This is a genomic window from Streptomyces sp. ST2-7A, assembly GCF_021390475.1.
In the GTDB taxonomy this organism is placed as follows: Bacteria; Actinomycetota; Actinomycetes; order Streptomycetales; family Streptomycetaceae; genus Streptomyces.
On sequence record NZ_JAJUWS010000050.1, the window covers coordinates 1 to 14565 of the forward strand.

Annotated in this window: 9 protein-coding genes; 4 read left to right on the forward strand and 5 right to left on the reverse strand. The window is 73.5% G+C overall.

All coding sequences use genetic code 11. The features are described 5' to 3' along the window. Positions 1-45 precede the first annotated feature (45 nt). The 5 genes from LZF96_RS23205 to LZF96_RS23220 form a co-directional block, all read right to left on the reverse strand. On the reverse strand, positions 46-3315 hold the full coding sequence (locus tag LZF96_RS23205) for a S8 family serine peptidase (RefSeq protein ID WP_233876226.1): 3270 nt from the start codon (positions 3313-3315) through the stop codon (positions 46-48). 478 nt (positions 3316-3793) lie between these two features. Then, positions 3794-7201: a S8 family serine peptidase gene (locus LZF96_RS23210; RefSeq protein WP_233876228.1), complete on the reverse strand. Its 3408-nt coding sequence runs from the start codon at positions 7199-7201 to the stop codon at positions 3794-3796. 252 nt (positions 7202-7453) lie between these two features. Beyond that, complete coding sequence (gene mmpB, locus LZF96_RS26770; RefSeq protein WP_267941279.1) at positions 7454-7588, reverse strand: morphogenic membrane protein MmpB; 135 nt, start codon at positions 7586-7588, stop codon at positions 7454-7456. 112 nt (positions 7589-7700) lie between these two features. After that, complete coding sequence (locus LZF96_RS23215; RefSeq protein WP_233876230.1) at positions 7701-7913, reverse strand: acyl-CoA carboxylase epsilon subunit; 213 nt, start codon at positions 7911-7913, stop codon at positions 7701-7703. A gap of 190 nt (positions 7914-8103) precedes the next feature. Then, positions 8104-9699: an acyl-CoA carboxylase subunit beta gene (locus LZF96_RS23220; protein WP_233876232.1), complete on the reverse strand. Its 1596-nt coding sequence runs from the start codon at positions 9697-9699 to the stop codon at positions 8104-8106. 136 nt (positions 9700-9835) lie between these two features. Here LZF96_RS23220 and LZF96_RS23225 point away from each other — a divergent pair, with 136 nt between their 5' ends. The 4 genes from LZF96_RS23225 (at position 9836) to LZF96_RS23240 (ending at position 14563) form a co-directional block, all read left to right on the forward strand. Further along, positions 9836-10717: a biotin--[acetyl-CoA-carboxylase] ligase gene (locus tag LZF96_RS23225; protein ID WP_233876234.1), complete on the forward strand. Its 882-nt coding sequence runs from the start codon at positions 9836-9838 to the stop codon at positions 10715-10717. A gap of 390 nt (positions 10718-11107) precedes the next feature. Then, on the forward strand, positions 11108-12121 hold the full coding sequence (locus tag LZF96_RS23230) for an adenylate/guanylate cyclase domain-containing protein (protein ID WP_374203313.1): 1014 nt from the start codon (positions 11108-11110) through the stop codon (positions 12119-12121). A 240-nt stretch (positions 12122-12361) separates the two neighbouring features. Beyond that, a complete protein-coding gene (locus tag LZF96_RS23235; RefSeq protein ID WP_233876285.1) occupies positions 12362-13129 on the forward strand; it encodes an enoyl-CoA hydratase-related protein in 768 nt (255 codons plus the stop codon). 123 nt (positions 13130-13252) lie between these two features. Continuing rightward, a complete protein-coding gene (locus LZF96_RS23240; RefSeq protein WP_233876239.1) occupies positions 13253-14563 on the forward strand; it encodes a diguanylate cyclase in 1311 nt (436 codons plus the stop codon). Positions 14564-14565: the final 2 nt, after the last annotated feature.

Genomic DNA, 14565 nt, shown 5'->3' on the forward strand with positions numbered 1-14565 from the left:
TGAGCGGAACGCTCACCGGCCCCCGGGTGCCGAACCCGTTCGGGATCAGCGGGTGCGCCAGGCGTCGATGATGGTTTGTTCGGTGGTGTTGCCGTCGGTGTCGGTGAGGTGGGCGCGCAGGGAGACGGAGCCCCCGGCGGCGGGGTTGTGGACGGTGAAGGAGCGCTTGTCGTGCTTGTCGGTGGCCTTGCCGGTGACCTTGACGGTCTTCCAGGTCTTCCCGCCGTCGAGGGAGACCTCCACGCGCAGGGACTTGGCGTTCTTCCCGGCGGCGGCGCCGACGACGGTCAGGGGGACGCGGGTCTTCTTCCCGGCCTTGGCGGTGCTGTCCAGGGCGAGCTTCGGCTGGTAGCGGACCGCGGAGATCGGCAACTCCGTCTCCTCGCCCTCCGGCGGGGCGGCCGAACGGAAGGTGTGCGCCGTCTCCACTCGCGAACTCACCGCTCCGTAAGGGGTGTCCGCGCGGCTCAACGAGGTCTCCAGCCGGTAGTCGGCCGCCTCCGCGGGCACCTCCAGGAACAGGTAATCGGCCGGTTCCTCCTCGTCGATCAACACCTCGCCGTTCCGGTACAGGGTGGTGCGGGCCGCATCGAAGGAGGTGAATCCGTCGTTGCCCCGACCGTCGGCCAGCGGAGCGAGCCCCCCGAAGATGAGGTCACCGTCCCGCAGGAGGCCACCGGCCGCCGGGTTGGGTCCGAAGACGCCCACCTGAAGCGTCTCGCTGTGCTTGCTCCCGGCGGGACGCGACCGGTACGGGGTGGCGTAGAAGGACCAGTCGTCCTCCTCGTCCCACTCCCAGACCTCCTGCATCCACTTCTCCGCGTCCCCGGCGACATTCACCTCGACCGTGGTGGGCAGCTCGCGGAACCAACCGAGACCGAAGGTGAAGCCCTCGGGCAGCGTGCTCAGCGCCCCCTCCCGCCCCGGAGCGGGAGAGCCCACGCGAGTGGTGATCCGGGCGAAGTCCCGACGGCCGAAGTGCCGGGTCAGATCGGTGGGCAGCCGGCCCTCCTCGCGCAGGAACACCTGGTACTCGGTGTCCAGGGACGGCCGGATCCAGTGGGCCCCCACCGTGCCGGCGGCCTCGACGCCGTCGCCGACCTCGCCGGTCTGCCCCAGCCGGACCGAGAAACCGTCCAGCGGGAAGAGCGCGCCCCACGAGTGCACGTCCTCCCACGACTCCCCGTCCTCATCCCGCTGGACGCGCAGCTCCAGCGCGGCGTCGAGGAGTTCCCCCACCGCACGGCGGTCGTGGACCGTCAGGTTCACCGGGGAGGCGTCGGCGGCCGAGTGCGTCAGCACGCTTCCCTCGGTCTCCTCGTTCATCTCCAGGGCCGGGTGCAGCAGCCAGGAGAACTCCGGGGTCTCCCCGTCGTCCACCGGCTCCCCGTTCTCGTCGAGCTCGGGGAACATGAAGGTGTCCACCAGCCACTCGCCCTCGGGCACCCGGGCGACACCGACGCTGCCGTCGGTGCTCTCCGGGTCGGGGAAGAGGAACTCCATCTCGAAGGTGAACGGGTCGACCGCGATCGTGTCCCACAGGGGCGTGGGCTCCCCGTCGGAGGAACGGTGGTCCACCCGCAGGTCGTACAGGCGCGGCTCGCGGTACACCATCCCGGCGGTCCGCACCTCCTGCCCGTCACCGGAGGCGGTGAGGAACAGGCTGTACACCCCGACACCACCCGCTTCGACGCGGGGGTCGGCGGTCACCTCGACCGCGGCGGTGCCGCCGGCCGGGACGGTGATCGTCTCCTCGGAGAGCGAGAACATCCCCTCCGGCGCCGGCCCGCCCTCCGGGCCGATCGCCTCGGTGGCCGGCTCCAGGGTGACGTCCTCCCCGCCGAGGTTGCGGTAGACCACCTCCCGGCTGATCGGCTCCGCCTCCTCGTGCGGCCAGACCGCCGTGCCGAAACTCACCGACCCGGACTCGACGATCACCTCGGTGGCCAGCGCCCGCTCGATGTCGATCCGCCCGCTGCCCTGGCGGTGGGCGGGGGTGTCCGCCAGGCCGACGGCGGAGCCCATCAGCACCGCCTTGATCTCCTCGGCGGTCAGTTCCGGCCGGGCCTGCGCCAACAGGGCGGCGGCGCCGGCGACGTGCGGGGTGGCCATCGAGGTCCCGGAGATCGCGAGGTAGCCCTCCTCCACGGCCTCCTCCCACTGCTCCAGCAGGCTGCCCGACGCCGCGGCGGCGGCGATGTCCACACCGGGGGCGGTCACGTCCGGCTTGAGCGCGCCGTCCCGCAGCCGGGGGCCGGAGGAGGAGAAGTCGGCGACGGTGTCGTCACGGTCCACCGCGCCCACGGTGAGCGCGGCGTCGGCGGTACCGGGGGAACCCAGCCTTCCCCGACCGGTGCCCTCGTTACCGGCGGCGATCACGAAGAGGCTGTCGCTCTCGGCCGAGAGACGGTTGACAGCCTCCTCCAGCGGGTCGATCGTCATGCCCGCGTAGCCGCCGAGGCTCATGTTGACGATGTCGGCGCCCCGCTCGACCGCCCACTCCATGCCCTCGATGATCTCGGAGTCGAAGCCCCAACCGTCGTCGTCCAACACCTTGACGTCGAGCAGGTCGGCGCCGGGGGCGACGCCGGTGAAGCGTCCGTCGGACTTGGCGCCGGTGCCGGCGGCGATCGAGGCCACGTGCGTGCCGTGGCCGAAGAGGTCGCCGACCTCCGGGGCGTCGGAGAAGTTGACCTGCTCGACCACACGGTCGGCGAGATCCGGGTGGGAGGTGTCCACACCGGTGTCCAGGACCGCTATGGTGACGCCCTCGCCGTCCAGCCCCAGCTCACGGGCCGCCGGGACACCGATCTGTTCGGTGCCGCGGTCCAGCAGGGCCTCCCGCACGCCGTCCAGTGCCACGGCGCGCACGCCGGGGGCCAGTTCCGCCCCGACGGTCTCGTCGCCCGCCTCGACGGTCAGCGCCTCCCACACCGGGGGAACGGTCTCCTCGACGAGAGTCAGGGCCTCGGCGTCGATGGTGTCGAATTCGGTGCGCGCGTCGGCGTCCACCTCGGCCCCGACCGCCTCGCGGGCCTCCGCGCCGCCCTCGGCGTCCTCCTCGTAGAGGACGATGACGGGCAGGCCGTCGATCGCGTCGTACTCGGGCCGGGTCAGTTCGGCGGTGTCGAACAGGCGCCGGTCCAGGGTGCCGTCGGCGACGGCGCCGGCGATGTCGAGCGGCAGCACCAGGGTGCCGTTCTCACTCGGCACCGTGCGGATCGGGATGTCCCTCCGGCCCTCGGCGGGGATCAGGCCGGTGGCCCGCCCGTCCGGGCCGACCACGACGCGGTCGCCGGTGATCAGGGTGACCATCCGGGGCGTCCCCGCCGGGGCCGTGTCACCGGCCGGTGGAACCGGGCCGGTCGGCCCGTCGGGCGGTGCGGCGAAGGCCGGGCCGCCGAGCAGCGTGCCGGCCAGAGCGGCGGCGAGGAGGGCGGCGGCGGATCGCGCCGGGCCCGGTCGGCGGCGCCCGGAACGGGTCGGCCGCGGTATCGGATGCGGGTCGTGTGAGGCGTGCGAATCGGGCAACGTACCCCCTTGTGACACGGGACCTGTCGGTCCCGAAGCGGGGGGAAGCCCCGTGCGTCCCCCCACGCGTGGTCAGAAACCTACGCAGCGGAACGGGGCATTCAGCAGGGGGTATCGGGGGGTTTTCGGTGGGGGAAAGGTGCGCTGGTGGTGAAGTCGCCGGAATTCACGACGAGTTGATTCGGATCTTCACGGATGTGAAGGGCCCGGGGGCCGGTGAGTGGAACGCTCACCGGCCCCCGGGTGCCGAACCCGTTCGGGATCAGCGGGTGCGCCAGGCGTCGATGATGGTTTGTTCGGTGGTGTTGCCGTCGGTGTCGGTGAGGTGGGCGCGCAGGGAGACGCTGCCTCCGGCGGCGGGGTTGTGGACGGTGAAGGAGCGCTTGTCGTGCTTGTCGGTGGCCTTGCCGGTGACCTTGGCGGGCTTCCAGGTCTTCCCGCCGTCGAGGGAGACCTCGATCCGCAGGGTCTCGGTGTTCTTTCCGGCGGCGGCGCCGACGACGGTCAGGGGGACGCGGGTCTTCTTCCCGGCCTTGGTGGTGCTGTCCAGGGCGAGCTTCGGCTGGTAGCGGACCGCGGAGATCGGCAACTCCGCCTCCTCGCCCTCCGGCGGGGCGGCCGAACGGAAGGTGTGCGCCGTCTCCACCCGGGTGGAGACCGGGGCGGCGGTGTCGGTGCGGTCCGTCACCGTCTCCAGGCGGTAGTCGCCCTCCCCGGCGGGCACGTCGAGGGACACGTAATCGGGCGCCTCGGGTACCCGGGCCACCTCCTCGCCGTTCCGGTACAGCACCGTCTCACCGTGGTCGTACAGGTTGAAGCCCTCATGGCCCGCCCCGTCCACGAGGGGAATCATCCCTCCCTCGATCGTGTCGCCGGTCCGGATGAATTTCCCGAGGTCCGGAGCCGGACCGAAGACCCCGACGTTGAAGGTCTCCGTGCGCGAGGAGCCGGGCCGCAGGTCGGGGTGTACCGCCAGGTGAAAACTCTCGAAGTCCCACGAGGAGTTGATCTGGAAGGCGACCTGGGACCAGGAGAGGCCCTCGGGGCGAATGTGGACCTCGACCTCCGTCGGGAGATCCGGAAAGCTCAGGGAACCGAAGCCGAGCCCGTCGGGCGAGGTGGTGAGGAGGCCTTCCCGGTCCGGGGCCCAGCTCCCCACCCGGGTGGTGATCAGGGCGAAGTCCCGCCGGGTGCTGTGCTGGGTCACCCCGCTCGGCAGCCCACCGGGGTGCATGATCACGGACTGGTACTCGCGGGCCCCGTCCGGCGTTCCCCACAGTGACCACGCCGAACCGAGAACCTCGACGTGCGCGGGTGTCTCCCCGGTCTGGGCGGTACGGACCGTGATCCCGCCCGGGAAATAGGCACTCTCCTCGATCAGACGGTCCTCCGACTCGGCCCGCAGACCGATGCCGAGTTCCAGGTGCTCGGCCCGACGGTCGTGCACGGTCATCCGCACCGGTCGGGTATCGGCCGCGGAGTGGACCAGTCGGACGTCCTCGGTCTTCCCGTCCAGTTCCAGCCAGGGGTGCAGCATCCAATCGATCGTGTCGTCCCCGGTCTCCCCCACCATGGTCTCGACGAGCCAGAGTCCTTCGGGCAGACGGATCCCACCCACGTGCGGTTCCTCCGCCGGGTTCGGTTCGAGGAAACGCATCTCCGAGGTCATCGGATTGAACGCGATCGTCCCCCAGCCCTCGGTGGGCTCCCCGGCCCGGTCCAGGTGCTCGACCCGCACGTCCACCATCCGGGGCTCCATGTACAGGCTGCCGGCCGTGCGGACCTCCCGCTCCCCGTCGCCGGCGGTCACGAACGCGCCGTACACGCCCGCGCCCTCCTCGCCGAGCCCGGGGTCGGCGGTCACGTCGACGGTCGCCGTTCCGCCGGCGGGCACGGTCACCTCACCGGAGTCGAGGGTGAACATGCCCTCCGGGGCGGGAGAGTCGTCGGGGGCCATGGTCTCGAGGGAGAGCGCCAGGGTGACGTCCTCCGTGCCGAGGTTGCGGTAGGTCAGTTCGCGGGTGACCGGGGAGATCTCCCCGCTCTCCCACGGCACCAGGCCGAAGCCCAGGGAGGTGGGTTCGGAGATCACGTCGGCGGCCAGGGCGCGCGGGACATCGACGCGCCCGCTGCCCTGTCGGTGGACAGGGGCGTCGAGCCCGACGGCGGAGCCGACGAGCACCGCCTTGAGCTCCTCGGCGGTCAGTTCGGGGCGGGCCTGCGCCAACAGGGCGGCGGCGCCGGCGACGTGCGGGGCGGCCATGGAGGTGCCCGATCCCGGGAAGTAGCCGCCGGTACCGACCTCCGCGGCCATGATCTCCACACCCGGCGCGGTGAGGTCCGGTTTCGGCGCACCGTCCCGGAAACGGGGACCGGAGGAGGAGAAGTCCGCGACGGTGTCGTCGCGTTCCAGCGCGCCGACGGTGAGCGCCGCCTCGGCCGTACCGGGGGCGCGCAGGGAGGAGGTGAACGGACCCTCGTTGCCGGCGGCGACGACGAACAGGGTGTCGCTCTCCGCCGAGAGCCGCTCCAGGGCCTCCTCCACGGGGTGCACCGCGTCCGTCACGAAGTAGCCGAGGCTCATGTTGACGATGTCGGCGCCCTGTTCGACCGCCCACTCCATGCCCGCGATGACGTCGGACTCCAGGCCGCCGCCCATGTTGTCCAGCACCTTGACGTCGAGCAGGTCGGCGCCGGGGGCGACCCCGGTGTACAGCCCGTCGGAGGCGGCTCCGGTACCGGCGGCGATGGAGCCGACGTGCGTGCCGTGGCCGGCCACGTCGCCGATGTCCGGGGCGCCGGAGAAGTTGATCTGCTCGACGACGCGGTCGGCGAGGTCGGGGTGGGAGGCGTCGATGCCGGTGTCCACGATGGCGATGGTGAGGCCCTGGCCGTCCAGCCCGAGTTCCCGGGCGGCCGGGACCCCGATCTGCGCGGTGCCACCGTCGAGGGTCGCCTCCACGATGCCGTCCAGCGTGACGGCGCGCACGCCCGGGGCGAGGGAGGTGCCGTCGAAGAGGTCGCCGTCGTGTCGGGAGGCGTCCCGTGCGTTGCCGCCGGCCTCGACGGTCAGCGCCTCCCAGGCCGGGGTCGTGTCCTCCTCGGTGAGGGTCAGGGCCTCGGCGTCGATGGTGTCGAGTTCCACCCGGGCGTCGGTCCCCACCTCGGCGTGCAGGGACTCCCGGGCCTCCTCCGCGAGAGGGCCGTCCTCCTCGTAGCGGACGATGATCGGCAGGCCGTCGATTCCGTCGTACTCGGGTCGGGACAACTCGGCGGTGTTGAAGAGGCGTTGGTCCAGGGTGCCGTCGGCCACGGCCTCGGTGACGTCGTGCGGCAGCACCAGGGTGCCGCCCTCGCCCCGCAGGACCCGGACCGGGATGTCCTCCCGGCCCTCGGCGGGGAGGACCCCGGAGACGGAGCCGTCCGGATTCACCAGCACGCGATCGCCGGTGATCAGGGTCAGAATGTCGGGCGTCGCCGGGTCACCGGCGAACGTGCCGGTCCCGGGCGGCCCGTCGGGCGGCGCGGCGGAGGCGGGGCCGCCGAGCAGCGTGCCGGTCAGGGCGCCGGCGAGCACCGTGGCCAGAAGGCCGAGGCGGCCGGCGCGGGAGCGGCGACGCCCCGGTACGGACGGTGGTGGTATCGGGCGCGGATGGTGCGCGTCGTGCAACGGACTCTTCCCCTCGTGACGCGGGACCGGACGGTCCCCGAGGTGGGGGGAGGCCCCGTGCGTCCCCCCACGCGTGATCCGCAACCTACGGTCCGGAACGGGTCGTTCAGCAGGGGATCGATGGGGGCGTTCGATGGGGGAAGGGTGCGCCGGCGGTGAAGGCGCAGGTGATCGGAGCGTGAGAAAGCGCTTGCTCAGCGCGAGGAGGGCCACCGAAGACGGTGGCCGGCGGGCGGCGGGCGTGGAAAGGGATCAGCGGGAGCCGAGGGCCAACAGGATGGCGAGCACCATGGCGACGGCGATCACCCACCCGGCCCGGCGCAGCATGGCGCGGACCGCCCCCGCCTCCTCCTCCGGCGAGGGCTCGCGCAGGTCGGACCAGAGCATGGTTCCGATGCTGCCCGGGCCGAGGGGGCGGCGGCCTGAGTACGGGTACTCAGATTCCGGTCGGGCCCGCGGGTCGGGGCGCTGCCCGGGCCCGACGGGTGCCGACGCCGGGTCAGGCCGGCCAGAAGCTGGTGCGCCAGGTGTCCGGGCCCGGGGCCGGCAACCGGCCGGGCACCGTCCGCGCGGGGTCGGACCACGGCGTGGGCCCTCCCGCGCCCTCTCCGGTCCCGGTGGCGGCGGAGGCGGCGGCGGCGCGTGCCCGCACCACCGCCAGGGCGGCGGCCAGTTCCTCGGGGGTGGGGTCGCCTCGCAGGACACGGATCACGGTGTACCTCCGGTGCTGATGGAACGGGCGGGGAAAGAAACGGGGAAACGGACGGAAGGGGGAGCGTGGATCCGGACCACCCCGGGGGGCGGGACGGGGGAGCGGGCGGCTCCGCCCGCTCCCCACCGCCCCGGTGTTCCCCACGGGGTGCCCGGGGTGCCCGGGGTGCCCGGGGCGGCCGGCCGGCCGCTCACAGCGGGATGTTCCCGTGCTTCTTCGGTGGCAACTGCTCCCGCTTGGCGTGCAGGGTGCGCAGGCCGCGCACGATGTGCCGGCGGGTCTCCGAGGGCATCACCACGGCGTCCACGTACCCGCGCTCGGCGGCCACGTACGGGTTGAGGAGGGCGTCCTCGTACTCGGCGGTGAGGCGGGCGCGCAGCTCCTCGCGCCCGGCGTCGTCCTCCACGGCGGCCAGGGCGCGCCGGTGCAGGATGTTCACCGCGCCCTGCGCGCCCATGACCGCGACCTGCGCGGTGGGCCAGGCCAGGTTCAGGTCCGCGCCCAGGTGCTTGGAGCCCATCACGTCGTAGGCGCCGCCGAACGCCTTGCGGGTGATCACGGTGATCAGCGGCACGGTGGCCTCGGCGTAGGCGTAGATCAGTTTGGCGCCGCGCCGGATGATGCCGCTGTACTCCTGATCGGTGCCGGGCAGGAAGCCGGGCACGTCCACGAAGGTGAGGACCGGGACGTTGAAGGCGTCACAGGTTCGCACGAAGCGGGCGGCCTTCTCCGAGGCGTCGATGTCCAGGCAGCCGGCGAACCGCATCGGCTGGTTGGCGACCACGCCCACCGGCCGTCCCTCCACTCGGCCGAAGCCGGTGACGATGTTGGGCGCGAACATCGCCTGCGTCTCGAGGAACTCCCCGTCGTCCAGGATCAGTTCGATGACCCGGTGCATGTCGTAGGGCTGGTTGGCCGAGTCCGGGATGATGGTGTCCAGCTCGCGGTCGGCCTCGGAGACCTCGAGGTCGGCCTCCTCGGGGAAGGCGGGCGCCTCGGAGAGGTTGTTCGAGGGCAGGTGCGAGAGCAGCGCCTTCACCCAGTCGATGGCGTCCTTCTCGTCGCCCGCCATGTAGTGCGCCACGCCGGAGGTGGTGTTGTGGGTGCGGGCGCCGCCCAGTTCCTCGAAGCCCACGTCCTCCCCGGTGACCGTCTTGATCACGTCCGGTCCGGTGATGAACATGTGCGAGGTCTGATCGACCATCACGGTGAAGTCGGTGATCGCGGGGGAGTAGACCGCGCCGCCCGCGCAGGGGCCCATGATCAGCGAGATCTGCGGCACCACCCCGGAGGCGTGGACGTTGCGCCGGAAGATCTCGGCGAACAGACCGAGTGCCGCCACGCCCTCCTGGATCCGGGCCCCGCCGCCGTCGTTGATGCCGATCACGGGACAGCCGGTCTTCAGCGCGAAGTCCATCACCTTGACGATCTTCTCGCCGTACACCTCGCCCAGCGAACCGCCGAAGACCGTGAAGTCCTGCGAGTACACGCACACCGGACGGCCGTCCACCGTGCCGTAACCGGTCACCACGCCATCCCCGTACGGGCGATTGCGCTCGATCCCGAAATTGGTCGAACGATGACGGGCGAATTCGTCCAACTCGGTGAAGGAACCCTCGTCCAACAGCAGTTCCACCCGTTCCCGGGCGGTCAGCTTCCCCTTGGCGTGCTGCTTCTCGACCGCCCGCGCGGAGCCCGCCTGCGCGGCTTCCTCCGTCCGCCGCCGGAAGTCGGCGATCTTGCCCGCGGTCGTGTGGATATCGGGCCGGATTTCCTGTTCGGGCACGGGCTGCGGCTCCTACTCGTCCTCGGGTGGCTACCGATCCGTAGGTTAGCGTCGCGGAAGCTCTCCGACAGTGCGGCGTTGGACACACCGGGCGGGGACGAACGGACCCCATTCGATCCCTCTTACCCTCTTGACCATGACACCACCCGCCGACGGGCGCTGGACCGATCTCGACCGCCCCCCGCTGAACGCCGGCGCGCTGCGCCGCGCGCTCACCGCCCCCGCCGGTCCCTGGGCCGCCCTGGAGGTCCTGGAGAGCACCGGCTCCACCAACGCCGACCTCGTCGAACGCGCCCGGGCCGGCACCGCCGTCCCCGGCACCGTCCTGATCGCCGAGGAGCAGACCGGTGGACGCGGTCGGCTGGGCCGCAGCTGGAACGCCCCGGCCCGCTCCGGCCTCTTCCTCTCCGTCCTGCTCTCCCCCCGGGCCCCCGGCGAGCGCTGGGGCTGGCTCCCGCTGCTCGCCGGTGTCGCCGCCGCCGAGGCCCTGGCCCGCGCCGCCGGCGTCGACACCGCCCTGAAGTGGCCCAACGATCTGCTGATCACCGTGGAGGGCGAGGAGCGCAAGGCCGGTGGGATCCTCGCCGAGCGCGTGCCCACCCCCGCCGGGGAGCCCCTGGTCGTGCTCGGCGTCGGTATCAACGTCAGCCTGCGCGCCGACGAACTGCCCGTGCCCGGCGCCGGGTCCCTCGTCCTGGCCGGGGCGCCCGGCACCGACCGGGACCCGCTGCTGCGCGCGGTGTTGCGCACCCTCGCCGATCGCCTCCGCCGATGGGAGGAGGCCGGCGGCGACCCGGTGACGAGCGGGGTCAGCGGCGCGTACACGGCGGGCTGCGCCACCCTCGACCGCGAGGTGCGGGCCGAACTGCCCGGCGGCGACGAGGTGATCGGCCGCGCCGTCGCCCTGGACGGGGACGGCCGGCTGGTCATCCGCACCGGGGACGGCACCCGCCGGGCCGTCTCCGCCGCCGACGTGGTGCATCTGCGCGCCCGTCCGACGGGGGCCGGGCAGGGATGAACGACCCACGCCGCCGTCCGGACGGCCCCGGCGTGACGCACCGCACATCTGCCGTAGGGTGGTGCGGTGACGCCGCGCGCAGGGTGCGGTGGATCGGAACGGCAGGGGCAGTGCACAGCGGAGCGACCTCCACCCGGACCCCCGTCCGGCCGGCGCGGACGGTGGGTCGCGATCGTGGCTGAGCCGGAGCTCCCCGAGGGGGCGGGAGCCGGATCGTCGACGGCCGGGCCCACCGAACCGCCATCGGTCCCCGGGGTGTCCCCCGACGCCCCGGCCGACGCCGACGGCACGCCCGCCCCGACCGACGCGGACCCCGAGCACGGCACGGCCCCGTCCGACGCCCCGCCGCGGGGCGACGGGGACGGTGCGGCCGAGGAGGGCGACGACACCATCGCCCTGCGCCTGGAGCAGCTGATCATCGGCTCCGAGCGGCAGTACACCCCCTACCAGGCGGCCCGCACCGCCGACGTCCCGATGGACCTGGCCTCCCGCTTCTGGCGTGCCATGGGCTTCCCCGATGTCGGGCAGGCCAAGGCGCTCACCGAGGCCGACGTGCTGGCGCTGCGCCGGCTCGCCGGTCTGGTCGAGGCGGGTCTGCTCAGCGAGTCGATGGCGGTGCAGGTCGCCCGGTCCACCGGTCAGACCACGGCCCGGCTGGCGGACTGGCAGATCGACTCCTTCCTGGAGGGGCTGACCGAGCCGCCGGAGCCCGGCATGACCCGCTCCGACGTGGCCTACCCCCTGGTCGAGCTGCTGCTGCCGGAGCTGGAGGAGTTCCTGGTCTACGTCTGGCGCCGTCAGTTGGCCGCCGCCACCGGACGGGTGTTGCAGGCCCAGGACGACGCGGAGATGGTGGACCGGCGCCTCGCCGTGGCCTTCGCCGACCTCGTCGGCTTCACCCGGCTGACCCGCCGGCTGGAGGAGGAGGAACTCGGCGAGCTGGTCGAGAACTTCGAGACCACCGCCGCCGACCTGGTCGCCGCCCGGGGCGGTCGGCTGATCAAGACCCTCGGCGACGAGGTGCTCTACGCCGCGGACGACCCCGCCATCGCCGCCGCCATCGGTCTGGAACTGGTGGAGACCCTGGCGGACGATCCGAAGATTCCGCAGATCCGGGTCGGCATCGCCTTCGGCACCGTCACCACCCGCATGGGCGATGTCTTCGGCAACACCGTCAACCTGGCCAGCCGACTGACCTCGATAGCGCCCAAGGACGCCGTCCTGGTGGACGAGGCGATGCGCGAGGAGCTGACGGCGGTCGGCGCCGCGCCGCACTCGGAGAAGGAGGCGGACGAACGGCCCGCCGGAGTCGCCCCGTACCGCTTCGGGCTGCGTCCCATGTACCGGCGGCCGGTGCGCGGCCTGGGCGTGGTCGAGCCCTGGATCCTCTCCCGCCGCTCCTGAGTCCGAGTCGTCCCCGCCCCGCCGGTCCCCGTCCGCCCCCGGACACCCCTCCGCCGGCCGCCCCCGCCTCCGGGGCGGACCGGCGTCGTGCGATGATGCCCCGGTTCGGTGAGCGATCGTTAACCGGAGGCGGATGTGACGGACGGGACGAACAGCACGCGCGAGGGTGCCGGGAGCGGCACGGACGCCCTCGGAGGGGGAGGCGACGGGGTCGGCGCGCCCGTCCGGCACGGGGAGTGGTTGGAGATCCGCCGGCACGGCGCGGTGGCCGAGCTGGTGATGGACCGCCGCACCGCCATGAACGCCGTCTCCACCGCCTTCGCCCGGGACATCGCCGCGGCCTGCGCCGCGCTGGCCGCCGACCGTTCGGTGTCGGTGACCGTCCTGTCCTCCTCCCACGAACGCGCCTTCTGCGTCGGCGCTGACCTCAAGGAGCGCAACTCCCTGAGCGACGCCGAACTGACCCGGCAACGGCCGATCGCCCGCTCCGCCTACACCGGCGTGCTGGAACTGCCGATGCCCACGATCGCGGCCGTCCACGGCTGGGCGCTGGGCGGCGGCTTCGAGTTGGCGCTCTCCTGCGACCTGATCGTCGCCGACGACACCGCCGTGGTCGCCCTGCCGGAGGTCTCGGTCGGGGTCGTGCCGGGCGGCGGCGGCACCCAGCTGCTGCCCCGCCGGGTGGGCGCGGCCCGGGCGGCCGAGCTGATCTTCACCGCTCGCCGGGTCGAGGCGGAGGAGGCCCGCGAGCTGGGCCTGGTGGACCTGCGGGTGCCCGCCGGCCGGGCCCGGGCCGAGGCCCTGGAGCTGGCCGACCGGATCGCGGTCAACTCCCCGGTGGGTCTGCGCGCCGCCAAGCGGGCCCTGCGCACCGGCTGGGGCACCGACCTGCGCGCGGGGCTGGAGATCGAGGACGCGGCGTGGCGCACGGTGGCCTTCTCCGGGGACCGGGCCGAGGGCGTGGCGGCCTTCAACGAGAAGCGTTCGCCCCGCTGGCCGGGGGAATGACCCGGGGAGCGGGCCGGAGGCGACCGGTTTCCGGGTCGTGCGTCCCGGCCCCGGGGGCGCACAGGGCGCGCGCAGAGGCACAAGGGGAGCGCGAAAGCGCCTTCCCGGCCATAACCTTGCGACATGAACGAGGACCGTCGGCTCCGGGCCGTCACACGGTTGGCGGAGGGACTGGCCGGAACCACGGGGCTTCCCGAGGCCGCCCGCCTGGTGGCCGAGCACACGCGTGAGGCACTGGCGGCGGATTCCGTCGCGGTCCTCCTCGCCGACGTCGCCCGCCGCCCGCGTCCCGGGCGACGTCCGGTTCCGCTGCGTCCGCTGGCCATAGCCGGGTCGCCCGGGGCCGGCCTCATCGCCCCCGGCCGACGCCCCGATTCCCGCCGGGCCACCGTGCCCCTGCCCGTGACCGACCGGCTGCGCGGTGAACTGCGCGCCCGTCGCGCGTCCGGCGACCCGGCCTTCGCCGATGCCGACCTGGAGCTCCTGCGTGCCATCGCCGCCCTCGCCGGAACCGCCCTCATCCAGCAGGAACGTCTCGACGAGGCCCACCGGCTCGCCCGCACCGACGCCCTCACGGGCCTGGCCAACCGGCGTCTCGCCGACGATCGCCTCGCCGAGGCCCTGGCCGAACACCACCGCGAGGGCACCGTCGTCTGCCTGGCGGTCTTCGACCTCAACGGCCTCAAGCAGGTCAACGACACCCTCGGTCACGCCACCGGTGACCGCCTCCTGCGGGCCTTCGCGGACCTGTTGACGGAGACCGCCCGCCGCCTGCCCGGCGCCCTCGCCGCCCGCCTGGGCGGCGACGAGTTCTGCGTCGTCACCATCGGGACCGGCGGCGACGAACTGCTCGCCGCCGCCCGGCACATCTGCCGTCGCGCCGCCGCCCCCGGCTTCGCCGGCATACCCGCCCCGCCGCCGCCCGGAGGCACGACGGGACGCGACGGAGTCGGGGGAGGCGGCGAGGCGGGCGGGGGCACCGCCGGCGGGGGCGACGCCGGGGCCCGCACCGGGGAACACGGCATGGAGGGGGGGAGTGCCGAGGGCGACAGCCCCCCTCGACCCGCCGCGGCCCGACCGGCCGCGGCCCGACCGGCCGCCGGTACCGCCGCGGCCCGTGCCGGCCGGATCGCGGGCGGCACCGGCGGCACCGGCGGCGCCGCCTGCGGCCTCGCCGGTACCGACGAGCCCATCGGCCCACCGCTGACCGCCCGCCGCCTGCTCCGCCTGGCCGACGCCGCCCAGTACCGGGCCAAGACCGACGGCCTCCTCGAACCCGTGGTCGCCGGTCGCGGAGCCGTCGGCCGCGAGGTGGTCCGGTTGGCCGACGCCGCCGCTCCGCGCACCCCCGATCGTCGTGCGCTGCGGGGCGGGGCCGGACCCCGGGCGGCGGTGCGCGCCGCACCACGTGACGGGCCGCGATTCACCCCGTAGGG

Coding starts and splice junctions, on each gene's coding strand:
- LZF96_RS23205 (WP_233876226.1), bottom strand. CDS start 3,315: ATGGTCACCCTGATCACCGGCGACCGCGTCGTGGTCGGCCCGGACGGG.
- mmpB (WP_267941279.1), bottom strand. CDS start 7,588: ATGCTCTGGTCCGACCTGCGCGAGCCCTCGCCGGAGGAGGAGGCGGGG.
- LZF96_RS23225 (WP_233876234.1), top strand. CDS start 9,836: ATGACACCACCCGCCGACGGGCGCTGGACCGATCTCGACCGCCCCCCG.
- LZF96_RS23240 (WP_233876239.1), top strand. CDS start 13,253: ATGAACGAGGACCGTCGGCTCCGGGCCGTCACACGGTTGGCGGAGGGA.